This window comes from Pseudomonas sp. HY13-MNA-CIBAN-0226, assembly GCF_040310305.1.
Taxonomy (GTDB): Bacteria; Pseudomonadota; Gammaproteobacteria; order Pseudomonadales; family Pseudomonadaceae; genus Aquipseudomonas; species Aquipseudomonas gregormendelii.
The window spans coordinates 154072-178327 of the sequence record NZ_JBEOPS010000008.1; the positions used below are offsets into that span (position 1 = coordinate 154072).

General features: G+C 59.9%; 24 protein-coding genes. 10 read left to right on the top strand and 14 right to left on the bottom strand.

The features are described from left to right. Positions 1-64: 64 nt before the first annotated feature. Positions 65-1786: a bifunctional isocitrate dehydrogenase kinase/phosphatase gene (gene aceK / locus AAEZ05_RS11090; protein WP_350647350.1), complete on the bottom strand. Its 1722-nt coding sequence runs from the start codon at positions 1784-1786 to the stop codon at positions 65-67. Between the two features lie 129 nt (positions 1787-1915). Here aceK and AAEZ05_RS11095 point away from each other — a divergent pair, with 129 nt between their 5' ends. Beyond that, positions 1916-2809 (top strand): DMT family transporter, encoded by an 894-nt coding sequence (locus tag AAEZ05_RS11095; RefSeq protein ID WP_350598602.1) that lies wholly within the window; start codon positions 1916-1918, stop codon positions 2807-2809. 145 nt (positions 2810-2954) lie between these two features. On the opposite strand, the gene AAEZ05_RS11100 is transcribed toward AAEZ05_RS11095, so the two are convergent. Together AAEZ05_RS11100 and cysK are read right to left on the bottom strand one after the other, a co-directional pair. Next, a complete protein-coding gene (locus AAEZ05_RS11100) occupies positions 2955-3893 on the bottom strand; it encodes an aspartyl/asparaginyl beta-hydroxylase domain-containing protein (protein ID WP_350647352.1) in 939 nt (312 codons plus the stop codon). A 290-nt stretch (positions 3894-4183) separates the two neighbouring features. Beyond that, positions 4184-5158 (bottom strand): cysteine synthase A, encoded by a 975-nt coding sequence (gene cysK / locus AAEZ05_RS11105; protein WP_045058722.1) that lies wholly within the window; start codon positions 5156-5158, stop codon positions 4184-4186. Positions 5159-5285: 127 nt separating this feature from the next. On the opposite strand from cysK, the gene AAEZ05_RS11110 reads away from it, so the two are divergent. The 3 genes from AAEZ05_RS11110 to AAEZ05_RS11120 all read left to right on the top strand — a co-directional run bounded on the left by AAEZ05_RS11110 (position 5286) and on the right by AAEZ05_RS11120 (position 8566). Further along, the gene (locus AAEZ05_RS11110; RefSeq protein WP_350647354.1) at positions 5286-6362 is read left to right on the top strand and encodes a DUF748 domain-containing protein; all 1077 of its coding nucleotides are present in this window, start codon (positions 5286-5288) and stop codon (positions 6360-6362) included. A 147-nt stretch (positions 6363-6509) separates the two neighbouring features. Continuing rightward, positions 6510-7355 carry an AAA family ATPase gene (locus AAEZ05_RS11115; RefSeq protein WP_045058724.1) on the top strand — a complete coding sequence of 282 codons (846 nt, stop codon included), beginning with the start codon at positions 6510-6512 and terminating at the stop codon, positions 7353-7355. A 32-nt stretch (positions 7356-7387) separates the two neighbouring features. After that, on the top strand, positions 7388-8566 hold the full coding sequence (locus tag AAEZ05_RS11120) for a vWA domain-containing protein (RefSeq protein WP_045058725.1): 1179 nt from the start codon (positions 7388-7390) through the stop codon (positions 8564-8566). A 126-nt stretch (positions 8567-8692) separates the two neighbouring features. Here AAEZ05_RS11120 and AAEZ05_RS11125 read toward each other — a convergent pair whose 3' ends face one another. The 3 genes from AAEZ05_RS11125 to AAEZ05_RS11135 are packed head-to-tail and all read right to left on the bottom strand — an operon-like array spanning position 8693 to position 10553. Continuing rightward, the gene (locus tag AAEZ05_RS11125; RefSeq protein ID WP_045058726.1) at positions 8693-9235 is read right to left on the bottom strand and encodes a DUF2937 family protein; all 543 of its coding nucleotides are present in this window, start codon (positions 9233-9235) and stop codon (positions 8693-8695) included. Between the two features lie 11 nt (positions 9236-9246). Next, complete coding sequence (locus AAEZ05_RS11130; protein ID WP_045058727.1) at positions 9247-10023, bottom strand: class II glutamine amidotransferase; 777 nt, start codon at positions 10021-10023, stop codon at positions 9247-9249. Positions 10024-10055: 32 nt separating this feature from the next. Next, positions 10056-10553: a hypothetical protein gene (locus AAEZ05_RS11135; protein ID WP_045058728.1), complete on the bottom strand. Its 498-nt coding sequence runs from the start codon at positions 10551-10553 to the stop codon at positions 10056-10058. Between the two features lie 214 nt (positions 10554-10767). Here AAEZ05_RS11135 and AAEZ05_RS11140 point away from each other — a divergent pair, with 214 nt between their 5' ends. Then, positions 10768-12822 carry a S9 family peptidase gene (locus AAEZ05_RS11140; protein WP_045058729.1) on the top strand — a complete coding sequence of 685 codons (2055 nt, stop codon included), beginning with the start codon at positions 10768-10770 and terminating at the stop codon, positions 12820-12822. A 150-nt stretch (positions 12823-12972) separates the two neighbouring features. Here AAEZ05_RS11140 and AAEZ05_RS11145 read toward each other — a convergent pair whose 3' ends face one another. Further along, a complete protein-coding gene (locus tag AAEZ05_RS11145; RefSeq protein WP_045058730.1) occupies positions 12973-13263 on the bottom strand; it encodes a hypothetical protein in 291 nt (96 codons plus the stop codon). A 106-nt stretch (positions 13264-13369) separates the two neighbouring features. On the opposite strand from AAEZ05_RS11145, the gene AAEZ05_RS11150 reads away from it, so the two are divergent. The 4 genes from AAEZ05_RS11150 to AAEZ05_RS11165 all read left to right on the top strand — a co-directional run bounded on the left by AAEZ05_RS11150 (position 13370) and on the right by AAEZ05_RS11165 (position 15542). Next, positions 13370-14056: a spermidine synthase gene (locus AAEZ05_RS11150; protein ID WP_045058731.1), complete on the top strand. Its 687-nt coding sequence runs from the start codon at positions 13370-13372 to the stop codon at positions 14054-14056. 50 nt (positions 14057-14106) lie between these two features. Beyond that, positions 14107-14481 (top strand): YajD family HNH nuclease, encoded by a 375-nt coding sequence (locus tag AAEZ05_RS11155; protein ID WP_045058732.1) that lies wholly within the window; start codon positions 14107-14109, stop codon positions 14479-14481. A 120-nt stretch (positions 14482-14601) separates the two neighbouring features. Beyond that, complete coding sequence (locus AAEZ05_RS11160) at positions 14602-15072, top strand: RNA methyltransferase (RefSeq protein ID WP_045058733.1); 471 nt, start codon at positions 14602-14604, stop codon at positions 15070-15072. A 92-nt stretch (positions 15073-15164) separates the two neighbouring features. Further along, entirely contained in the window at positions 15165-15542 is a 378-nt protein-coding gene (locus tag AAEZ05_RS11165; protein WP_045058734.1) for a YgaP family membrane protein, read from the top strand. Positions 15543-15600: 58 nt separating this feature from the next. Here AAEZ05_RS11165 and AAEZ05_RS11170 read toward each other — a convergent pair whose 3' ends face one another. Both AAEZ05_RS11170 and AAEZ05_RS11175 read right to left on the bottom strand, forming a co-directional pair. Then, a complete protein-coding gene (locus tag AAEZ05_RS11170) occupies positions 15601-16830 on the bottom strand; it encodes a hypothetical protein (protein WP_350647357.1) in 1230 nt (409 codons plus the stop codon). Positions 16831-16856: 26 nt separating this feature from the next. Beyond that, complete coding sequence (locus AAEZ05_RS11175; protein ID WP_045058736.1) at positions 16857-17306, bottom strand: YcgN family cysteine cluster protein; 450 nt, start codon at positions 17304-17306, stop codon at positions 16857-16859. A gap of 162 nt (positions 17307-17468) precedes the next feature. Here AAEZ05_RS11175 and AAEZ05_RS11180 point away from each other — a divergent pair, with 162 nt between their 5' ends. Then, complete coding sequence (locus tag AAEZ05_RS11180) at positions 17469-18062, top strand: nitroreductase family protein (protein ID WP_350647359.1); 594 nt, start codon at positions 17469-17471, stop codon at positions 18060-18062. A gap of 93 nt (positions 18063-18155) precedes the next feature. Here the strand turns inward: AAEZ05_RS11180 and AAEZ05_RS11185 are convergent, their stop codons facing one another. From AAEZ05_RS11185 to AAEZ05_RS11205, 5 genes are all read right to left on the bottom strand, one after another. Continuing rightward, entirely contained in the window at positions 18156-19088 is a 933-nt protein-coding gene (locus AAEZ05_RS11185) for a D-2-hydroxyacid dehydrogenase (protein WP_045058738.1), read from the bottom strand. 114 nt (positions 19089-19202) lie between these two features. Beyond that, positions 19203-19496, bottom strand: coding sequence for a YcgL domain-containing protein (locus tag AAEZ05_RS11190; protein ID WP_008036150.1), 294 nt, complete (start codon positions 19494-19496; stop codon positions 19203-19205). Next, positions 19493-20626 carry a ribonuclease D gene (gene rnd / locus AAEZ05_RS11195; protein ID WP_205891888.1) on the bottom strand — a complete coding sequence of 378 codons (1134 nt, stop codon included), beginning with the start codon at positions 20624-20626 and terminating at the stop codon, positions 19493-19495. Before rnd ends, AAEZ05_RS11190 begins: the two co-directional genes overlap by 4 nt. A 152-nt stretch (positions 20627-20778) precedes the next feature. Beyond that, entirely contained in the window at positions 20779-22428 is a 1650-nt protein-coding gene (locus AAEZ05_RS11200) for a phosphoethanolamine transferase (protein ID WP_045058740.1), read from the bottom strand. A 167-nt stretch (positions 22429-22595) separates the two neighbouring features. After that, entirely contained in the window at positions 22596-23978 is a 1383-nt protein-coding gene (locus AAEZ05_RS11205; protein WP_350647361.1) for a glutamine synthetase family protein, read from the bottom strand. Positions 23979-24256 lie beyond the last annotated feature (278 nt).

Sequence of the window (24256 nt, forward strand, 5' to 3'; positions counted from 1 at the left end):
GTTGCTTTTGAGAAACAAAATCAAAAGATCGCAGCGTTCGGCAGCGCCTACAAGGGTTGTGGCGTTATTCGTTATCGAGGCCCTTGCGGCGATACGGGAACACATCAATGATTTTGCCGGCGCGAATCGCTTCCTGCAGGCTTTTCCAGTAATCGGCGTTGTACAACTCGCCGTGCAACTGGTCAAACAGCTTCCTCTGCCCCGAGTCGGCAAACAGGAACGGCGGAAACTCTTCAGGGAAAACATCCAACGGCCCGATCGAATACCACGGCTCGGAGGCCATTTCATCTTCAGGCGTACGCGGTTGCGGGATGTGGCGAAAGTTGGCTTCGGTCAGGAAGCAGATCTCGTCATAGTCGTAGAACACCACGCGACCGTGGCGGGTGACGCCGAAATTCTTCAGCAGCATGTCGCCAGGGAAGATGTTCGCCGCCGCCAGTTGCTTGATCGCCAGTCCGTAGTCCTCCAGCGCTTCGCGGACCTGGTCGTCATTGGCGTTTTCCAGATACAGATTGAGCGGGGTCATCCGGCGTTCGGTCCAGCAGTGGCGGATCAATACCGTGTCGCCTTCCACCGACACCGTGGAGGCCGCCACTTCAAGCAATTCCTCCAGGCATGCCGGGTCGAACTTGCTCAACGGAAAACGAAAATCGGCGAACTCCTGGGTGTCGGCCATGCGCCCTACCCGGTCGACGCTCTTCACCAGACGATACTTCTCGATCACCGTGGCACGGTCGACGTTCTTCGACGGCGAGAAGCGGTCCTTGATGATCTTGAACACCGTGTTGAAGCCCGGCAGGGTGAACACGCTCATCACCATGCCGCGCACGCCGGGGGCCATGATGAACTGGTCGTCGGTGTTGGCCAGGTGGTTGATCAGCGCCCGGTAAAATTCGGATTTGCCATGCTTGTAGAAGCCGATCGAGGTGTACAGCTCGGCGATGTGCTTGCCTGGCAGGATACGCTTGAGGAAGCCGATAAACTCCGCCGGCACCGGCACGTCTACCATGAAATATGAGCGGGTGAACGAGAAAATGATCGACACGTCGGCTTCGTCGGTGATCAGCGCATCGATCTGGATCCCGCGACCTTCGCGGTGCAGCAGCGGTATCACCAGCGGCCATTGCTCGTCCCGGGTGTAGATGCGCCCCACCAGGTACGCGCCCTTGTTGCGGTACAGCACCGAGGAAAACAGTTCGACGGCCAGTTCAGGGTCCTTGCAGACCCAGTCCGGCAGGTTCTCGCGCAGTTGCGCCTCGAGGCGGCGCAGGTCTCCAGGAAGATCGGCGTAAGCTTCGCTGAAGCTGTAGTCGGCAAAAATGCTCGCGAGCATGCCGGAGAGCTTGCCTTGGGGCTTGTAGGTGCGCGTTTGCGCAGCACGGGGCCGGCGCAGGCTCGGCCGGGTGGTGTGGATGAACATGCACCCGTCGCTGATCAGGTCATGGCTGAACAGCCCGCAGAAGATCGAGTTGTACCAGGTCTCGGACAGTTCATCGTCGAAGCGCAGGTCGATCAGGCTGATGTAGGCGCTCTTGACCAGCGGCCAGCAGCTGACGTCCATCAACGTATCGACCTGGAAAGACGCGCGCAGGCGCTCCACCGTCTCACCGACTTTGTCTTCGTAGAGATTGATCCGCGCGGCGGACGCCGATTGCGTTTCCTGCCACAGCGCCTGTTCGAATCGCGCGCGTGCGCCGTCGGTGATCTGGCGGAAGTGCTCGCGGTAATCGTCAAAGCCATCGAGGATCATTCGGGCGATGTCGGCGGCTGGCCATTGCTGCGGCATAGGTAAAACCTCGGCGGCTGTTCTTGTCATTGGAGCCTGAGCTTAGTGGCCCTTAGTTAGGCAACGCAACCATTGCCTTGTGCCCCGACTGGCGCGACACTTGCGCGCCAATCAAGGAAGGAACGTGCCGTGAACCCCGTCGATATTTTTCGCATGCTGTCGTTGGCGGCCATTTGGGGTGCGAGCTTTCTGTTCATGCGCATCATCGCCCCGGTCATCGGCACCGTGCCCACCGGGTTCTTGCGGGTGTCGATCGCCGCCGCCGGGCTGTTGGTGATTCTGGGACTGATGCGCATCAGCTGGGATTTCAAGGGCAAACTCAAGACGGTGATGCTGCTCGGGGTGATCAACTCCGGCATTCCGGCGACCCTCTATTCGGTTGCAGCGCAGGTGCTGCCGGCGGGCTACTCGGCGATTTTCAATGCCACCACGCCGTTGATGGGCGTGCTGATCGGCGGGCTTTTCTTCAGTGAAAAACTCACTTCGGCAAAATTGGGCGGAGTGTTTCTCGGTCTGTTCGGCGTCGGCATCCTGACCCGTGCCGGGCCGGTGGCGTTCGACCTGCAATTGCTGATGGGTGCCCTCGCCTGCCTGCTCGCCACCACCTGCTATGGTTTCGCCGGGTTTCTCGCGCGGCGCTGGCTGGATCAGGCCGGCGGCCTCGACAGCCGTCTGTCGGCGCTGGGCAGCATGCTCGGGGCGACCTTGTTTCTGTTGCCGCTGTTCGGCTACAGCGTGATCACCCAACCACCGGTGAGCTGGGGCGGCTGGAATGTCTGGTTATCGCTGCTGGGATTGGGCCTGGGGTGCACGGCTTTCGCGTACATCATTTACTTCCGCCTGCTGACCTCAGTCGGGCCGGTGAAGTCGATGACGGTGACCTTCATGATCCCGCCGTTCGGGGTGTTGTGGGGGGCGTTGTTGCTCGATGAGCCGTTGTCGATGGCGCATATCTATGGCGGGATGTTGATTGCCGTGGCGTTGTGGCTGGTGTTGAAACCGGCCAGGGGGGCTGGCCGGTAGATTTGTTCAAGGCTGATGATGCCATCGCGGGCAAGCCCGCTCCCACATTGGTTCTCCTGTGAACACATACCTGTGGATCACTGAAGCCACCTGTGGGACCGGTCATCATTGCAAAATGAAAGTGTTCGGGGCTTCACGGACGGCTTCAGCCGAACAGCCAATACCCCAGCAACCCCAACACCACCACCGCCAACACCGGCCGCAGCACCCTGTAAGCCTTGGGATTACGCCGCTTCCACTGCTTGATCACGCCACTGAATTTATCGCTGGAATTCTTGCTCCAGGCATAGGCCTGGTTGATCCCGCCCACCCGCTCGTCATCCAGGTTCTGCGGCGCGGTAGCACGGCCCAGCAAGCCGCTGATCCAACGGTTGATCCGGGTCATGAGGCGGTTGCTCAGCGGTCGCTCGATGTCACAGAACAGGATTACCCGAGTCTGGTCAGTCTCGTTCTTTACCCAGTGCACGTAAGTCTCATCGAACATCACGTCTTCGCCATCGCGCCAGGCGTACTCCTGGCCGTCGACGAAGATCCGGCATGCATCCGAATTGGGCGTCGACAGTCCCAAGTGATAGCGCAACGAACCTGCAAATGGATCACGGTGAGGATTCAGGTGGCTGCCACCGGGCAGCAAGGCGAACATGGCCCCTTTGACGTTGGGAATGCTGCTGACCAGTGCCACGGTTCTAGGGCACAGCGTCTCGGCTGAAGGCAGGGGTTTGTCGTACCATTTGAGGTAGAAACGCTTCCAGCCCTTCTTGAAGAATGAGCCGAAACCCGCATCGTTGTTCTTCTCGGCGGCGCGAATGTAACCCTCGTCGAACAGGTGCATCGCCTCTTCGCGAATCACTTGCCAGTTGTCCTTGAGCACGTCCAGTTCTGGAAACTTGCTGCGGTCCAGGTAAGGTTTGGATGGCACTGCGGAGAACAGGTACATCAAGGCGTTGTACGGGGCGAACAATGCCGAATGATTGACGAACTGACGCAGGACCGGCAGTCGTGCCTTGCCGCGCAAATGCACATAGAGGGTACTGCCCAGGAACAGCAGCAACAAAGATGCCTTCGCGGCAAAGGAAAAGGTCATCAACAACTCCTTGATAATAGGCAACTCTGCACAACGCCATTTACCCGACGTGGCAGCCGGCCATGATAGTCACTACCGGCCTCGGGAAACACCCGCAAATTTCGACATTCAGTGTTAAGGATTCAGTAACAAATTACTTAGTAGCACAGGGTTGCTGAACGGGGGCTGACTTGGGTCAAGCCCCGCACCCCACTGCAACCTGCAACCTGCAACCTGCAACCTGCAACCTGTGGGAGCGAGCCTGCTCACTCCCACAAAGGCACATTCCAAAAAAATAGTGATGATGCTTGTTACGCCTGGTTTTCCTGTTCGGTGAACAGATCACTGAACAACATGCTCGACAGATAACGCTCACCGGAATCAGGCAGGATTACCACAATGGTCTTGCCCTGCATCTCCGGTGTCTCGGCCAGTCTCACCGCGACGGCCATCGCCGCTCCGCAGGAGATACCACACAAGATGCCTTCCTCCTGCATCAGGCGCAAAGCCATGGCCTTGGATTCTTCATCGGTCACCAGTTCGACCCGGTCGACCATCGACAGGTCTAGATTTTTGGGTACAAAACCGGCACCGATTCCCTGGATCTTGTGCGGGCTCGGTTTGATCTCCTGACCGGCCAGCGCCTGGGTAATAACTGGCGAGACCATCGGCTCCACGGCCACCGAGATAATCGGTTTGCCCTGAGTATTCTTGATATACCGCGAAACCCCGGTGATAGTTCCACCGGTTCCCACTCCCGCTACCAGCACGTCGACCGCACCGTCGGTGTCATTCCAGATTTCCGGCCCGGTTGTCTTCTCATGAATCGCCGGGTTCGCCGGATTCTCGAACTGCGCAGGCATGAAGTGAGTGGAGGGATTGCCGGCGACGATTTCGGCGGCCTTTTCGATCGCGCCTTTCATGCCCTTGGCCGGTTCGGTCAAGACCAGTTCAGCGCCCAGGGCCTTGAGCACCTTGCGTCGCTCGATGCTCATGGAGGCCGGCATGGTCAGCAGCAGTTTGTAGCCCCGGGCCGCGGCAACGAACGCCAGGCCGATCCCGGTGTTGCCCGAGGTGGGTTCGACGATGGTCATGCCAGGCTTGAGTTTTCCGGAGCTTTCGGCGTCCCAGATCATATTGGCGCCAATCCGACACTTGACCGAGTAACCGGGGTTGCGTCCTTCGATCTTGGCCAGGATGGTTACGCCGCGCGGGGCGATCCGGTTGATCTGTACCAGGGGCGTATTGCCGATGGAATGGGCGTTGTCAGCGAAGATACGGCTCATGGCTGGGTCCTTATACAGCATTGAAATAGCGCTCCAAGGTAAGCCTGTTGCTCGTGGTCGTCCAGTCGGGTCGAACGTCCTGCTGCAACAGTAGTCAATGGCTTTACACCGCTGGAGAATTGTCCTCATGAAACGTCGTTACAGTTGGCCGCTATGGATCATTGCCGGGCTCGTGGTGCTGCTGGTTGCGCTGCACATCGCCCTGCCCTACATGGTACGTGACTACCTGAACGAGAAACTGGCCGACATGGGCGGTTACCGCGGCCAGATCACCGACGTCGACCTGGCGCTGTGGCGCGGCGCCTACAAGATCAACGGGCTGAAAATCGTCAAGGTCGACGGCAAGGTTCCGGTGCCGTTCGTCAACGCGCCGCTGATCGACCTGTCCGTCAGCTGGCACTCGTTGTGGTACGACCACGCAGTCGTGGCCGAGGTGCAGTTCTTTAATCCCGAAGTGAATTTCGTCGACGGCGGCGCCAACAAACAGAACTCGCAGACGGGTCAGGGCACTGACTGGCGCGCTCAACTGAGCAAATTGGCGCCCATCACCTTTAACGAAATAAAGATCAACGACGGCAAGATCAGCTTTCGCAACTTCAATTCCAAGCCACCGGTGAACATGAACGCCACCCAGGTCAATGCCAGCATCTATAACCTGACCAACGTGGTAGATACCGATGGCCGGCGTGACGCACGCTTCGAGGGCAAGGCCCTGCTGCTCGGCCATGCACCGCTGGAAACCACGGCGACCTTCGACCCGTTGAGCAACTTCGAAGACTTCGACTTCCGCTTGCGGGCGCGGGACATCGAACTCAAGCGCATGAACGATTTCGCCTCTGCCTATGGCAAGTTCGACTTCAATGCAGGCCATGGCGACGTGGTCATCGAAGCCGAAGCCAACAAGGGTCGACTCAAGGGTTACATCAAGCCACTGCTCAAGGATGTCGACGTGTTCAACTGGCAACAGGACGTTGAAAACAAGGACAAGGGCCTGTTCCGCTCTGTCTGGGAAGCCATCGTCGGCGGCTCGGAGACGGTGCTGAAAAACCAGGTCAAGAACCAGTTCGCCACCCGGGTCGAGCTGAGCGGCAACGTGCATCGGCAAGATATCAACGCCTTCCAGGCGTTTTTGCAGATTTTGCGCAACGGATTCGTCCAGGCGTTTAATGCCCGCTATGAGCGACCGAAGCCGGATGCGGGTTGAGTCATCCGGTGACTCTCCATTCAGAGACTGAATAAGCCGTCTGCGTTCACAGTCGACCGGCATGCGCGTTATAGTCGGGCATCACATTTAATTCGCCCGTCCCGCCCTGCTTAGCTCAGGCCGGCGTCACCGTTCGAGGATTAGTAGATGAAGTTCGAAGGCACCCAGGCTTATGTCGCCACCGATGACCTGAAGCTGGCGGTCAATGCCGCCATCACCCTGGAGCGGCCACTGCTGGTCAAGGGCGAGCCGGGCACTGGCAAGACCATGCTTGCCGAGCAACTGGCCGAATCCTTCGGTGCCAAGCTGATCACCTGGCACATCAAGTCCACCACCAAGGCCCACCAGGGCCTGTACGAGTACGACGCGGTCAGTCGCCTGCGTGATTCGCAACTGGGAACCGACAAGGTTCACGACGTGCGCAACTACCTGAAAAAGGGCAAGCTGTGGGAGGCGTTCGAGTCCGATGAGCGGGTGATCCTGCTGATCGACGAGATCGACAAGGCCGATATCGAGTTCCCCAACGACCTGCTCCAGGAACTCGACAAGATGGAGTTCTACGTCTACGAAATCGACGAGACCATCAAGGCCAAGAAGCGCCCGATCATCATCATTACCTCCAACAATGAAAAAGAGTTGCCGGACGCCTTCCTGCGCCGCTGCTTCTTCCATTACATCGCGTTCCCGGATCGCACCACGCTGCAGAAGATCGTCGACGTGCATTACCCGGACATCAAGAAGGACCTGGTCAGCGAGGCGCTGGACGTGTTTTTCGATGTGCGCAAGGTGCCGGGCCTGAAGAAAAAGCCGTCGACCTCGGAACTGGTCGACTGGCTGAAGCTGCTGATGGCCGACAATATTGGCGAAGCCGTGCTGCGCGAACGCGATCCAACCAAGGCCATTCCGCCCCTGGCCGGCGCTTTGGTGAAGAACGAACAGGACGTACAGCTGCTAGAACGCCTGGCGTTCATGAGCCGTCGCGGCTCCCGCTGATCCCTCTTTTAACAAGATAGAGGGCGATAGCCATGCTGCTCAACCTGTTCAATGAAATGCGCGCAGCCAAGGTGCCGGTCTCGGTGCGTGAGCTGCTGGACCTGATCAACGCGCTGAAACAGCGGGTGACCTTCGCCGACATGGACGAGTTCTACTACCTGTCCCGGGCGATTCTGGTGAAGGACGAAAAGCATTTCGACAAGTTTGACCGCGCTTTCGGTGCGTACTTCAACGGCCTGGAAAAGCTCGATGACCACCTGCAGGCATTGATTCCTGAGGACTGGCTGCGCAAGGAGTTCGAACGCTCGCTGACGGACGAAGAGCGCGCGGCGATCCAGTCCCTCGGTGGCCTGGACAAGCTGATCGAGGAATTCAAGAAGCGCCTCGAAGAACAGAAAGAACGTCATGCCGGTGGCAACAAGTGGATCGGCACTGGCGGCACCAGCCCGTTCGGTTCCGGCGGTTTCAATCCGGAAGGAATTCGCGTCGGGGATGCGGGCAAGCGCCAGGGCAAGGCGGTCAAGGTCTGGGACCAGCGCGAATACAAGAACCTCGATGATTCGGTGGAACTGGGCACGCGCAACATCAAGGTCGCACTGCGCCGGCTGCGCAAATTCGCCCGCCAGGGTGCGGCCGAAGAGCTGGACATCGACGGCACCATCGACCACACCGCACGCGATGCCGGGTTGCTGAATATCCAGATGCGTCCGGAGCGGCGCAACACGGTCAAACTGTTGCTGCTGTTCGACATCGGCGGTTCGATGGACGCCCACGTGAAGATCTGCGAGGAACTGTTCTCGGCCTGCAAGACCGAGTTCAAACACCTGGAGTACTTCTACTTCCATAACTTCGTTTATGAGTCGGTGTGGAAAAACAACATGCGTCGCACCTCCGAGCGCACGTCAACCCAGGACCTGCTGCACAAGTACGGCGCCGACTATAAAGTGATTTTTATCGGGGATGCGGCGATGGCCCCTTACGAAATCACGCAGGCCGGGGGCAGCGTCGAACACTGGAACGAAGAAGCCGGTTACGTGTGGATGCAGCGTTTCATGGAGAAGTACAAGAAGGTCATCTGGATCAATCCGTATCCGAAGGACACTTGGGGCTATACGTCTTCGACCAACATTGTGCGGGACCTGATCGACGACCAGATGTACCCGCTGACGTTGCGCGGGCTGGAGGAAGGGATGCGGTATTTGTCCAAGTAGCTTGTGTTGCCTGAACGGGCCTTATCGCGAGCAGGCTCACTCCCACACTGGACTTCTGCTGCATCGCAGATCCAGTGTAGGAGCGAGGCTGCTCGCGATGCTTTCTGCCGGGCCTAGCTCTTGATCTCAGAGCCCGCGCACATCCCGGTCTTCAATCGGCCGGCTCTGGCGCAGACGCTTGCCGCCCAGCACCACCCAATCAATCAGCCGGAACAGGCACTCGATACCAAACGACAGCAACAACGCGCCGCTCATGCCCCAGATCATCGCTTCCGGCGTCAGCAGAATCTGGTAGCTGTAGCCGTTCCAGGTTTCCTTGCGGATGTCCGGATCAGCGGCCAGGGCGACCTGCAGTACGCGGATGTACCACGGGCCTTGCATGGCCTGGAATTGCTTGTCGAGGGCCAGCTGGCGAGTGAGCATGGCGCTCAGACTGTCGGCATCGCTGCGGAAAATCGGGTCTTCGCTGGCGCGGTAGTGGTTCACCAGCGCTTGCATGTCGCCCTTGAAGAACTGATTGGCCGTGCCCTGGAAACCGCTGAGGCCGGTCTGCGCCTCAATCAGATGCGCCTCGACCCGCTTGGCGTAATCATTGATGAACCCCGGCACCTGCACCCCGATCAACAGGCCCGCCGCGAACAACACCAGCCGTAGATAACTGAGCAACATCGGGAAGATCCTTATGCGGTCTTGCCCTGGCTGACGCATTCACCGCGTCGCCATAGGCTCCATTGGCCCGGTTCGTAGCGGGTCCAGGTTTCGTTTTCGGTCAGCGGTTCGGTGGCGATCACCGTGACCACGTCATTGGGCGTGGTTTCCGCCTGGAAATCGACGATCACATCAACATCCTTCAACCGCGCCGGGCCAAAGGGGGCTCGGCGGGTGATCTGGGCCAGTTTGCTCGAGCAATAGCAGAACAACCAGTCGCCGTCGCTGAGCAGGCAATTGAATACGCCCTTGCTGCGGTATTCGGCGCAGGCTGCGACCAGGTCGGGCAGCAACGCTTCAACTTCAACCGGCTCCGGAAACGCGGCGCGCACCCGGTTGAGCAGGTCGCAGAACGCCGCTTCGCTGTCGGTATCGCCCACTGGGCGGTAGAAGCTGGTGATTGGCTGGAAATCGGCAAGCTGGCCGTTGTGCGCGAAGCACCAGTTGCGTCCCCACAGTTCGCGGACGAACGGATGAGTATTGGACAGGCAGACCTTGCCGACGTTGGCCTGGCGGATGTGCCCGATCACTACTTCGCTCTTGATCGGATAGCGCTGCACCAGGTTGGCGACCTCAGACTCGCAGCTCGCGGCCGGGTCCTGGAACAACCGTAATCCACGACCTTCGTAGAAAGCGATGCCCCAACCGTCACGGTGCGGGCCGGTACGCCCGCCGCGCTGCATCAGCCCGGTAAAGCTGAACACGATATCGGTCGGGACATTGGCGCTCATGCCCAATAACTCACACATGCTCGGACTCTCGATGAAAAGCGGGGGCACGTCTACAGACGGGGTTCGACCCGCAAACGCTGGGGGTTGCCGGGTACCGGGGGCCGACCATAGCGATCATCGCCGGCACCACCGAACAGGTGCTCGTCTTCAGGCTCGTCGGCCCGGGCGGCAGCCTTGGCAGCATCGGCCTGGGCCTTGCGGGCCCTGGCTGAGCGTTCCATGGCGAAACGGATCGCCACGTAAACCAGATAGACGCCGAAGGCGAGCATCCCGTACATAAACAGGTCGCTGATTGCTCGCCAGGCGTTGTTACCCACCTTGAACATCAGGTCCAGAGCGGTGATGGCGACGGCTGGGGCCACTTTGGCCTTCACCGGATCGACCACGGTCGGGCTGAACAGCAACACAGCCACCAGCAGCCGCAGCGGCTCGCGCAGCCAACGCCACATCCAGCGGGTCATGCGCATCCATACCAGCAGGCAGCCCAAAGCGGCAAAGGCGTAGAGGCCCCAGGCGATCAGATAGTCGTTCTCGGTCATGGTGTCCATGGCAAGGCAGGCAAAGAGGCGCTTATAGTAACGACTTTTCGCACGTCCGGCTTGTCTCCTGTAGGAGCAAAGCTTGCTCGCGATGACGTCAGCCCAATCGAAATCGATTGTGAATGCTGGTGCGCAATCGCGAGCAAGCTTTGCTCCCACAGTGCTGCAATCCAACAGACAGTGCCTGCACAGCCCTATTCCGTACATCGTCCGAGAGCCCTTCATGCCGCCATCCGCCAACATTCAAGACGCACCCATTGCCCACAAGGCTGAAGGTCCAGACCCGTATGCCTGGCTGCAGGAACGCGACACCGGCCCGGTGCTCGACTATCTGAAGGCTGAAAACCATTATCAGGAAGCACAGACCGCCGATCAGGCCGGGCTGCGTGAAAGCCTGTTCGAAGAGATCAAGGGCCGGATCCTCGAGACCGACCTGTCCCTCCCCTCCCCCTGGGGCCCGTACCTGTATTACACCCGCACCACTGCCGGTGACGAGTACGCGCGTCATTACCGTTGCCCGCGCCCGGCCGATGACAGCCTGCAGCTCGACGAAAGCCAGGAACAACTGCTGCTCGACCCCAACGCACTGGCCAAGGGTGGCTTCTTTTCCCTGGGCGCGTTCAGCATCAGCCCGGACCACCAGCGCCTGGCCTACAGCATTGACTCCACGGGCGATGAGATCTACACGCTGTTCGTGAAGGAATTGTCCAATGGTCGCGTCAGCGAACTGGAGTTCGAGGACTGTGACGGCAGCATGACCTGGGCCAACGACAGCCTGACCCTGTTCTTCGGCGAGCTTGACGACACCCATCGCCCGCACAAGCTATACCGCTACCGGCTCGACGGCACGGCGGCCGAAGAAGTGTTCCATGAACCGGACGGGCGATTCTTCCTGCATTGCTACCGCTCCAGTTCCGAGCTGCAACTGCTCCTGGCGCTGGGCAGCAAGACCACGAGCGAAGTCTGGGTGCTGGATGCCGCGCAGCCACAACAAGGCTTCACTTGCGTGGCGCCGCGCCGGGAAGGCCATGAGTACGATGTCGACCACGGCGCGCTTGATGGCCAGTGGAGCTGGTTTATCCGCACCAACCGCGACGGCATCAACTTCGCCTTGTACCACGCTGACGACACGGGTGTGGCCCCGACCGAGGAACAATGGCAAAACCTGATTCCCCACAGCCACCTCACGATGATCGATGGCATGAGCCTTAATGCCGCAGCCATGACCTTGAGCCTGCGGGTCGGCGGGCTGCCGGTGATTGAAGTGCACCCACAGGATCTGCCCAGCTACCGCGTGCAATTGCCCGACGCGGCCTACAGCCTTCACGTGCAGAACAGCCTGGAGTTCGCCAGCGAGCGGATCCGCCTGCGCTACGAAGCATTGAACCGGCCGGCGCAGATCCGCCAGCTGGATCTCGCCACGGGTGAGCAGCAGGTGCTCAAGCAAACCCCGGTACTCGGCCCGTTCGACGCCGATGCCTACGTCAGCCAGCGCCTGTGGGCAACGGCACCCGACGGCACACAGGTGCCGATCAGCCTGGTAGTCAAGCGTGAGGCCCTGGGCCAACCGACTCCACTGTACTTGTACGGCTACGGCGCATATGGCGAAAGCCTCGACCCATGGTTCTCCCACGCGCGCCTGAGCCTGCTGGATCGCGGAGTCGCGTTCGCCATTGCCCACGTGCGCGGCGGCGGCGAACTCGGTGAAGCCTGGTACCGCGCAGGCAAGCAGGAGCACAAGCACAATACCTTCAGCGACTTCATCGCCTGCGCCGAGCACTTGATTGCCAATGGCTACACCACCGCCCCGCAGTTGGCGATCAGCGGCGGCAGCGCCGGCGGCCTGTTGATCGGCGCGGTGCTCAACCAGCGGCCCGAGCTGTTTGGCGCGGCCATCGCCGAAGTGCCGTTCGTCGACGTGCTTAACACCATGCTCGACCCGGATCTGCCGTTGACGGTCACCGAGTACGACGAGTGGGGCAACCCTGAAGAACCCGAGGTGTACGAACGCATCAAGGCTTATGCACCTTACGAAAACGTTACCGCCCAGGCTTATCCAGCCACCCTGGTGATTGCCGGCTACAACGACAGCCGCGTGCAGTATTGGGAGGCTGCGAAGTGGGTGGCCAAGTTGCGCGCCACCAAGACCGACGCCAATCCACTGCTGCTCAAGACTGAGCTGGGAGCCGGGCATGGCGGGATGAGCGGGCGTTACCAGGGCTTGCGCGATGTGGCGCTCGAATACGCATTCGTGTTCAAGGTGCTGGGCATCGCCTGACACCCCTGGGCTTTTTCCTGTAGCCACTGGCGAAGTGGGAGCACAGCGTGCTCGCGATGACGGTTTCGCATCCAGCATTGATGCTGACTGTCACCCCGCTATCGCGAGCAAGCTTGGCTCCCACAGTTGGCCAGCGGCTACAACCGTTGGTTAGCCGCCGGGGGATTTGATTTTGGTGCTGTTTTGCTCAAGGCCCGGCAACGTCTGGTCCTTGGGCGGGTTGGGCATTTCGATCGGCGGCAACAACGGCGCGCTGCCGCTGCCAGGGCCCGCCTTGGGCACGCTGGTCGGGGTGATCTGTGGGTAGGGAGTCGGTGTCGCGGTGCCCGGTGAACCGGGCATTGGCACAGGGCTGGTGGGAATGGTTTGCAGCTCCTGGGCCTGCACTGCAGTTATCGAGAGCGCGGCCAAGGCAATGACCGTTAGAATGGTGCGCTTCATCAATGGCTCCGTTAGCCTTGTTGTCTGGTCTCAGGCTACTCCCAACTGCGCGCGTTTGCCCTCCCCCATGCCAATTCTTCTCAAGCCAATTTTTCAAGAGAGCCACATGAAACGTTTCGTACTGCTCGACACCACCCCCATCCCTGAAAATGGCGGTGCCCTGTGCCTGTTCGAGTACGGCGAGGACTTCGTCATCAAGATCCAGGGGGGTGACGGCGGCCAGTTGATGAACACCCGCATGCACGGCTCCGAGGATGCGCTGGCTGAAATCCCCTGCCGCAAAGTCGCCGGACGGCCGAATTCGCGGGTCTTGATTGGCGGTCTGGGCATGGGCTTTACCCTCGCCTCGGCGCTCAAGCACCTGGGCAAGACGGCTGAAGTGGTGGTCGCCGAACTGGTGCCAGGCGTGGTCGAATGGAACCGTGGGCCGCTGGGCGAAAAATCCGGTAACCCGCTGCTCGACCCGCGCACGGTGATTCGCCTGGAAGATGTCGCCAAAGTGCTGCAGGCCGAACCTCAGGGCTTCGATGCAATCATGCTGGACGTCGACAACGGCCCCGAAGGCCTGACCCAGAAGGCCAACAGCTGGCTGTACTCCGCTGGCGGCTTGAGCGCATGCGCCAAGGCCCTGCGGCCCAAAGGCGTGCTGGCCGTATGGTCGGCGAGTGCCGACCGGCAGTTTTCCGACAAACTGAAGAAGGCCGGGTTCAAGGCCGAGGAAGTCCAGGTCTTTGCCCACGGCAACAAAGGCACCCGCCACACCATCTGGATTGCCGAGAAGCTCAAGGGCTGAGCTAAACTCTGTTCATAACCGTCATCAGTCTTTTTTACAAAGGTGAACCCATGAGTTCGTCAACAACCCCGACCAACACCTCGAAGCTGGACCGCATCCTCGCCGATAACCAGCGCGACAAGGAAATGGGGTACCGCGACAAGGCCCTGAAGATGTACCCGCACGTGTGTGGCCGCTGCACCCGAGAATTTTCCGGTAAGCGCCTTAGCGAATTGACCGTGCATCACCGTGACCATAACCACGACAACAACCCCCAGGACGGCTCGAACTGGGAGCTGCTGTGCCTGTATTGCCATGACAATGAGCACTCGCGGTACACCGACCAGCAGTACTTCAGCGAGGGTTCGTTGAGCTCGCCGAAAATCGCCAAGGCGACGCATAACCCGTTTGCGGCGCTGGCAGGGTTGATGAAGAAGGAAGACTGAAGGTAGTCATAGACTGGGCTGGCCCCTTCGCGAGCAAGCCCGTCCACCACAGTGCTCCAAACCAGCACCCCTGCCCCAATCCCCGTATAATCGCCGTTTTTTCCCGAAGGCACCCCGCTCGTGGCAGACAAACGGTACAGCTGCATTGGTTTGTATAACCCCAAGTCACCGGAAAACGTCGGTTCGGTCATGCGCGCAGCCGGCTGCTATGGCGTGGCCTCGGTTTTCTACACCGGCAAGCGCTATGAACGCGCCGCTGATTTCGTCACCGACACCAAGCGGGTCCACTACGATATTCCGCTGATTGGCATCGATGACCTGAAAAAAATCCTGCCCCTGGGTTGCGTCCCGGTTGCGGTTGAACTGGTCGAAGGTGCCCGCGCCCTGCCTGAGTACACCCATCCCGATCGCGCCCTGTACATTTTCGGCCCGGAAGACGGCTCGCTGGACAAAGAGATACGTGACTGGTGTGAAGACGTGGTCTACATCCCGACAACCGGCTGCATGAACCTCGCAGCAACCGTTAACGTGGTGCTCTACGACCGCATGGCCAAAGGCCTGAACACCCGCTCCGGGGCGAAATTCCGCTAAATTGCTGCACATCCGATGGAACAAGCCGCCCGCGATGGCAGTCAGCTTAAGTATCTATTCTTGAAGCAGTCCATCCAGCCAGGAGACAGATCATGAGCGAACTCAAACGCGTACAGCGCATTGAATCCACCCCGTTCCAAACCTACCCCGAGCAGAACGTTCACGGTTGGGAACGCATCGGCTCACTCGCCGGTGGCGTGGTGATGATGGGCAAAGGCCTGCGTCGCGGCGGGATTTTTGGCTTGATCCAGGTGGCGATCGGCGGCGTGGCCCTGGCCCGCGGTATCACCGGGCACAGTTCGGCCAAGAGCCTGCTGGAAAAGAGTCGCCAGGACATGAACAACGTGCGGGCGAAGATCGAGCGCGCCGGGGCAGAATTGACCCAGTTGAAGAAGAACGCCGAGGCAGCGACCAGTACGGCTACTGTGACTGGCAATGATTCGCTGGTTTCGCCGAAGACTGGGGTTTAAGGGTTTAAGAGCAAAAGATCGTCCGAAGGCTCGGACCGCGTCCGGACGATCTTTAGATTTACTGGAGCAACTCAGTATCCAAAACCTTGGAAGGCTCGCCAATCACACTCTCGGCCAACTGCACAAATTCCCTGGTATCCACACTTTCCAATCGCATCGCCCCGCGCAGCACATCGTCCAGCGAGCGCTTGTTGCGGGTCTTGATGCGTATCTCCTGGTCCAGCTCCCCCAGCAGCAACACCGCCCTGCCAATCTGCGCCGAATCGACCTGCTCGCCGCGCAGGGTCTTCACCTTCTCACCCTCTCGCGCCAATTTTTTGTGCAAGCTGGCATACCGCTCATCGCTCATACCGCCCGCCCGGCGCACCAGTTCGATGGCGTAGTACTCGGCGAACCCCTCACTGATCCAGTCGCTGCGCTGCTTATCATTGATGCGTGCAAACAGCTGGGCCAATTCGCGCACCAGTGCACTGCTGCCGCTTTCGCTGACCAGCGGCAACCGGGAGTTGAGGTATATGGATTCACGTGCGGCCAGACTCCCGCGCCACATAGGGTCGCTGGCGACGACGATCAGCAGTTTGGTCGGATGCCGAGGGTACATCGCCTGGACCTGGGGCCAGATGAATGTCAGCAGCGTCAGCACATCCATACGCCGCATGCCCTGCCCCTGGGGAGACGCCACCGTGACCTCGGTTTCCCCAAGTCGTGTGCGACGAGTCCCCAGGTGGCCGGCGAGCATCCATCCTGTGGGTCGGTCGAACAGCCGGGAGATGTTATCAATGCGGAATTTGTTCCGGCCGATCCGCGGCCAGGCGGTCTCCACGCTGTTCCAGCCCGTCGGCAACTCGAATTCAAGGCGAGACACCAGCTCGATGCCGTCCTGCTGATCGAGCCTGGCAGCGGGCACCAGATCGTCACCGCGCATCAGCGCCCAGGTGGGCGTCATGCGCGTCTCGAAGCTGCCGCCCTTGCGACCATTACTGATGCGCACACGATAGGTCAGGCTGGACTTGTCGGCAGCCGGTCGCCAAATGCCGCGCGTTTGCTTGCCCGGCACGAGTTGCCACTGGCCGTCGGTTTTGAAGTCGCTGTAATGGCTGCCATCGCCCAGGTCGAAATCCAGGCTACGGACGGTAGATCCCTGGGCGAGTGTCAGCCGCACCTCGGCCTCGTCACTTTGCGGCAACAGGCGCACGTGGTAATCGAGATCGACTTTCTTCGCCGCCCACACCGATGAACTCAGGGCCAGCAGCCCCACCGCCAACGCCTGGCGCAATCCCACAGCCATACACTCTCCTTGTGGCGAGCGGACAATCAACCCGCGCGGAAAATCAGATGGTCTTCCCAATCGTCTTCGGCCACGCTGCCTTCGGCCAGCATGCGCCCTGATTGTGAAATGCGTTCATGGTGCACCGCATCGCGATCACCGCAGACCAGATGGTGCCAGAGTGGCAGGTCCTTGCCCTCACTGACCAGGCGGTAACCGCAGGTCGGCGGCAGCCATTTGAACTCGTCGGCCTTGCCAGGCGTGAGCTGGATGCAGTCTGGCACCGAAGCTCGACGGTTCGGGTAATCACTGCACTGGCAGGTCTTCAAATCCAGTAACTTGCAGGCGATTCGCGTGTAATAGACGCTGTTGTCATCTTCATCTTCGAGCTTTTGCAGGCAGCACAGGCCGCAGCCGTCGCACAGCGATTCCCATTCCTCTTGATCGAGTTGATCGAGGGTTTTGCTTATCCAGAACGGTTCGACTTTGGCGGCCATGGTTCGAGCATCGACATCAGGTGGTGAAAAGGCCGCCAGTCTAGTGCCACACGCCCTGCGGGCCAAGCATTGGCGACTGCCGGTAGAACTCACTTGTCAGTTTTGACGCCGCCACGTAGGGTTTTGCGTCGCCCACTTTCATACCAAGCAAGGAATCTGTCGATGAGTGCCAACCCGCGTGTTGCCGATTACGCTATCCACCCGCAGTTCACCGACCGCTGGTCGCCCCGCGCATTCACCGGCGAAGCCATTCCCGAGGAAACCCTGCTGAGCTTCTTCGAAGCCGCACGCTGGGCGCCCTCGGCCTACAACTCGCAGCCGTGGCGGTTCCTGTACGCACGTCGCGACACGCCAAACTGGGAGCGTTACCTCGGCCTGCTGAACGAATTCAACCGCAGCTGGGCGCAACACGCCTCGGCACTGATCATTGTGATCTCCAAGACCAGCTTCACCGCCCCGGGCGCCAGTGAAGAAACCCCGGCGCTGTGGCACACGTTCGACACCGGTTCGGCCTGGGGGAATCTGGCCCTGCAAGCGAGCATCAGCGGTTGGCACACTCACGGCATGGCCGGGTTTGACCAGGCGCTGACCCGCAAGGAACTGAACATCCCCGAGGGTTATGCCCTGCACGCGGCGGTGGCTGTGGGCAAGTTGGGGGATAAGGCGACCCTGGCGGAATACCTGCAGGCACGCGAGTTGCCAAGCCCGCGTCGGCCGTTGGCCGAGTTGGCGGCTGAGGGTGATTTCACCCTCTAAAAGCAAAAGATCGCAGCCTGCGGCAGCTCCTACAGGTGGACAACACATGGCCCTGTAGGAGTTGCCGCAGGCTGCGACCTTTTTGGAGACGACTCAATACCCGCGACTGAAATCCACTTCCCCGCGCAACGCTTCGCCCGCCTGGTACGCCCGCAGATTCTCGACGAACAGTTGCACCATCATCGAAGGTGAGGTCGGTGCCGAGCTGTGGCCGGTCAGCAGCAAGCCCCACGCTGTCCAGAACGGATGCCGCTGCGGCAATGGCTCCTGGCGGCAGACGTCGATGACCGCGCCGGCCAGATGCCCTTCCTTCAAGGCTTCCACCAGATCGGCATCCACTACCGCGACTCCACGACCCACATTGAGGAACAACGCGGTGGGCTTGAATTGCTTGAACAGCGCAGCATCGTAGAGATCGTGGGTGTGAGGCGTGTTCGGCAACAGGTTGATCACGTAATCCACTTCACCCACCAGCCGAGGCAGGTCCGACAGGGTGCCGACCTCGACAAATGGTGCCTGCTCGCGGGCTTCGCTGGCGATGCCGTATAACTCGACGCCAAAGGGCTGCAGAAAACGGGCAACGGTCTGGCCGATGTCGCCAGTGCCGACGATCAACACCTTGCGACCCGCCAGGCTCTGGCCCTGGCGACTGTCCCACTTGCGCTCGACCTGGCTGACCAGGCGCGGCAGCACCTCGCGCTCGTGACCCAGCAGATAGGTCAGTACGTACTCGGCCATGACCTGGCCAAAAATCCCCACCGCCCGGGTCAGACGATAGTGCCGTGGCAAGCCGTCGGCGAGCAGCGGTGTGATTCCCGCCCAGGTCGACTGCAGCCATTGTGGTTGGTGGCCCTGACGCAGCAGGTTGGCCAGCAGATCCGGCTGGCCCAGCCAGACCGGACAGTCGGCAGCCTGGCTGGCCAGTTCGGCGGAGTCACCACTGGTCAGCACTTCCAGCTCAGGCGCGGCCTGGCGCAACAGTTGGGCGTACACAGGATGGTCGTGTTCAGCAATCAGAACGCGCATGGTTCAAACCTTTCGAAAACAGTGCGGACAACCGCCGCTGGAGTCAGCCTCCATCGCGCGGTCATCGCCAGATATCAATTCCAGTGTTTCAGGGAAGCTCGCAGCCTTGGCCGATTACATCGGGTCGTTGCGTCGCAGCAACTCTTCCGGAAGGTGCTCGATGTACTCGTCTTCAGCGGGCGGCATTTGCAGGTGGTAACCCTGTTTGTCGAGGTTTTCCAGCACCACCGTGATGTCCTCGCGCGACAGCTTGCGCTCAGGCGTGAGCACCAGGTCGAACGCGTGGTGCGGCTTGCCGAACGCCGCCATCAGGCTTTCCGGAACGCGCTCCAGGGCATCGCTCTTGAGCACATAGAGATACATCTCGTTCTTTTTCAGGCTTCGATAAATGGAGCAAATACGTTTCAAGGCTGTTCTCCGGCGGTGGCCAGGCTGTCGAGCAGCGCCTGGCCCATCAATTCGCGGCGCCAGCCACGCAGCGAATCAGGCAATTGGTAGGGACCATTGGGAAAGCCGCTCTTGAGCAAGGCTTCCAGGGTTTTCTTGCGCAGCATCAGTTCCGGCGCAATGTTCAGGCGTTCGGCTTCGGCCTGGCCGATCGCACGCAGTTGCTTGACCAGCACGGCAGCGTCCACCGGCAAGGGCTCAGGCACGGCAGGCGGCCATTGATCAGGCGACACACTGCCTGAGCGTTTGATCAGATCAAGCAGAAACTCGCCGTCCTGACGCACGGTACGCGGGTGCATGTCCTCGATCTTGCCCAGCGCGCCCAGGCTGTCCGGTTGGGTACGCGCCAGCGGCCACAGGGAATGCTCGCGCACGATACGGTTGCGCGGCAGATCACGGGCGCGGGCTTCGCGCTCGCGCCAGGCGCACAATTCACGCAACACGGCCAGTTGGGCACGGGACAGCTTCCAGGCCAGCTTGGCTTCGCGGTAGACCTCGTACGGATCGATCTCCCGACGCAAGTTGGCGACCAGTTCGGCACCATCTTCCAGAACCCAGTTGTATTTGTCTTCAGACAGCTTCGGACGCAGCCGTACGAAAACTTCCGCCAGATGCAGGGCGTCTTCCGCGGCGTAGCTGATCTGAGTGTCGGAAAGTGGACGTTGCAGCCAGTCCGAACGAGTCTCGCCCTTGGGCAGGTCGATCCCCAGCACTTCCTGCACCAGCCGCGAATAACCCATGGAGAAACCCAGGTTCAGGTACGCGGCCGCCAGTTGAGTGTCGAACAGCGGGGCCGGCAGACTGCCGGTCAGGCGCAGCAACACCTCGAGGTCTTCGCTGCACGCGTGCACCACCTTGACCACCGCCGGGTTTTCCAGCAATGCGGCCAGCGGCTGCCAGTTGTCGATGGTCAACGGATCAATCAGGTAAGCGCGTACGCCATCGCCGATCTGCAGCAGGCCTGCAATCGGGTAAAAGGTGTCGACCCGCATGAATTCGGTGTCGAGGGCAACGTAGGGCAGTTGCTGCCATTCGGCGCAAAAGCGACCGAGGCTATCGTTGTCGCGAATCCAATGAATATCGATGGCCACACGGCTCTCCCTTGAAGAATGGCGCGCAGTATATATCGCCCCCGGCGATTTCCGCGCCTCCACTGAACAAGAGCTTTAGCGAAAAGATGTACATGACGGCAAGAAATGTCTGACGGGCGGAGGTTTACGGGGTGCAGGCCGCTTCGCTTGCCCTACTGTTTAGCCAGCACTCCATCGATCACCGCACCGCGACAGCCGGCAAACATATCCAGGTCCTGGTCGTAGACCTTGCTGTTGACCTCCAGCAGGCCCAGCATCGAGTGAAACAGGTTGTCCTGGCTCAGGGGTTTGTCACGACTTAGCTGCAGGCAGTGAGTGTCCACCGAAAACGACTTCTGATAACTGTCGGAGAACCAGGCCAGCATCGCCACATGCTTTTGCTGGTCCGGTGCGAGCATGTAAGGCGTGCCATGCAGGAACAGGTTGTACTCACCCAGGGATTCGCCGTGATCCGACAGATAGAGCATCGCCGTGTCGACTTTGTCCTGATTGCTGCGCAATACGTCGATCAGCGAAGACAGGACATGGTCGGTATACACCAGGGTGTTGTCGTAGCCGTTGATGATACTTTCGCGACTGCAATTGTTCAGCGCATTACTTTCGCAAACAGGGGTGAAGTGTTCGTATTCCTTGGGGTAACGCTTGAAGTATTCCGGGCCATGGCTGCCCATCTGGTGCAACACCAGCACGGTGTCCTTGTCCAGGGAGTCGATGAAATGCTGCAGGCCCTGCAGCAGGATTTCGTCGCGGCATTCACTGCTGGCGCATAAGCCGGGCGTCTGCAGATTGCTGACGTCTTCAAAGGTGACGCGGTCGCAGGTGCCTTTGCATCCCGACTGATTGTCACGCCAGATTACGTCCAGCCCTGCCCGCTTGAGCACATCCAGCAGGCCCTCTTCGCTCTTTGCCTGGCTTGCGTTGTAACCCTTGCGGCCCATGTTGGAAAACATGCACGGCACGGAGACAGCCGTTTCAGTGCCGCAGGAATGCACATCAGTGAATGCGATCAGGCCCGCCTCCTTACCAAGTTTGGGCGTGGTATCGCGACCGTACCCAAGAATGCCGAAGTTTTCCGCCCGGGCACTTTCGCCCACCACCAGCACCGTCAGTGATTTGCGGCCGTGGGTTTGCCAGGCAGGGTTGCGCTGGGCGTCTTCGCCAATCTTCACAAAGGGGCGCTGTGCCGTCACCACCTGCTCCTTAATAAAGCCAAACGAGGCAGCAATGTAATTACTTGGCACCACCATCAGGCGCAATTCATGGTGATTGCGAAACAAGGAGGACAGGCCTTGATAGTTGATAAGCGCAATCGCTCCAATGACCGCAGCCGAGGCCACACTTACCAAACCTTTGCTTAATAGCTCGCGGTGCCAACGCCGATAATTGACAGGCAGTTTCCACAACAACCAGGAGGGTAAAACGCCAAGCAACAATATATAAGCCAGCAACTTAATTGACAGTAAATCGCGAACTTCCGTTGCGTTGGTCTGGGCAAAGTTACGCAGCATGCCAATGTCCATCAGCACGCCATATTGACTCATGAAGTACGCCACCCCGGCGCTGCACAGGAAGATCAGCGTCAGTGCAGGTTTCAGGACAGGCCGAAACGCCAGCAACGTCAGCACGATGTTGAAGGCCGCCAGGATCATCACCCCGAACGCGATCCGCATCGCCAGCCCCTGGCCGTCGTTGGCGGTAATCTCGGCCAGGTGCTGCCACAGTACGAAATTAAAACCTGTTAATAAAAAGACACTGGCAGCAAGTGTCACCCACTCGGGGCGAACGGCTTTTAACTTCAACATGATTTCGGCAGTTCCTGAAGAGAGGCGCCTGGGACAAATGTGAAAAAATCATTTATCCCGGCGACGTTAACTCTAGGCAGCCAACCATCAATTTTTTGTGAAAAATTAGCCAACGATTAGTTGGCTAATGGCACAGGGGTCAAACTTGCAGTGTATTTGAGAATGATTCAGGCCTGGTGCAAGTACCAGCGCCAGTCCTGTTCGCCGACCTCGCCCATGAATTGCCGGTACTCGGCGCGTTTAACCGCCAGGTAAACCCCGAGGAACTCAGGACCGAACGCCTCCCGCGCCCAACTCGACGCTTCCAGCGCGCGCAGGGTGGTCAGCCAGTCAGTGGGGAGTAATTCCTTGGCCTGGGCATAGCCATTGCCTTCCACCGGCGCCCCGGGGTCGAGTTGTTCAAGAATGCCGCGATGGATACCGGCCAGGATCGCCGCCGCCGCCAGGTACGGGTTGGCATCAGCGCCACAAATGCGATGCTCGATATGCCGGGAAAACGCCGGGCCGCCGGGCACGCGCAAGCTGACCGTACGATTGTCCACGCCCCAGGTAGCGGCCAGCGGCGCGTAGCTGTTGGTCTGAAAGCGGCGATAGGAATTGGCATTCGGGCAAAACAACAGCAACGAATCCAGCAAGGTGCTTAGCATGCCGCCGACCGCATGCCTGAGCAGCGGCGTGCCGTCCGCCGCTTCGCTGGCAAACAGGTTGTTACCCTCGCAGTCCGCCAGGCTGACGTGCATGTGCATCCCGGTGCCCGCCAGGTCATCGAACGGTTTGGCCATGAAACACGCCGTCATCCCGTGCTTGTGCGCCACACCCTTGACCAGCCGCTTGTAGCGCACCGCTTCGTCCATGGCCTGCAGCGCATCAGTGCGGTGTTCGAGGGTGATTTCCACCTGCCCGGGCGCGTATTCGGAAATCGCCGTACGCGCAGGAATGCCCTGGAGTTTACAGGCGCTGTAGAGATCGGCCAGGAACGGCTCAATCTGCTCGAGCTCGCGCAGGCCATAGACCTGAGTACCCCGTGGGCGACCGCCGTCGACGTCCCGCGCCGGCTGTGGGCGTCCGTTACCGTCGCGCAGCTGATCCAGCAGATAAAACTCCAGTTCCGCCGCCATCACCGGGTAATAACCGTCGGCCTGCAAGCCCTCAATCACTTTGGCCAGCAGATGGCGCGGGTCGGCAATGGTCGCCGGCATTCCTTCGGTGGGGTGCATGCTGACCTGCACCGCCGCCGTCGGAATCAAGCGCCACGGCATGCGCGTCAGGCTGCCGCTGATCGGGTAGGCGCGACAATCGATGTCACCCACGTCCCACACCAGCCCGGAGTTTTCCACGTCATCGCCATTGATGGTCAGACCAAGGATAGTGCTCGGCAGCGGACGGCCAGTGGCGTACACCGCCAGCAGTTCATCGCGGTGCAGCAACTTGCCCCTCGGTACTCCATTGTTGTCGAGGATAAACAGCTCGAACATCTCGATGTCCGGATTCTGTTCCAGAAAGGTCAGGGCTTCCTGCTGTGTGGCGAAGGCGGTCGTGGCACTGCTCATGGGATTTCTCTTGTTTGCGTGTCAGGCAAGCGCGCACGCGCTGCCCGATTGATCCCGAAACGAGCCGGGACCGGTTATTGATGAATCAACGCAGAACGCAGAAATCCGGCGGGCGCGCGTGACGGCAGTGCCACAGCGCCCAGAAGGCCAGTTCGGAAGGAAGTGTGACGGGGCAACCGTCCATAGGACAAACCGTGCAAAACAGATAACAGCAGCGTCACACGGGTGGTTGGGGTATTAAATCGGCATTTGAAGAACCTTGGGTGTGGGTTGGCTAA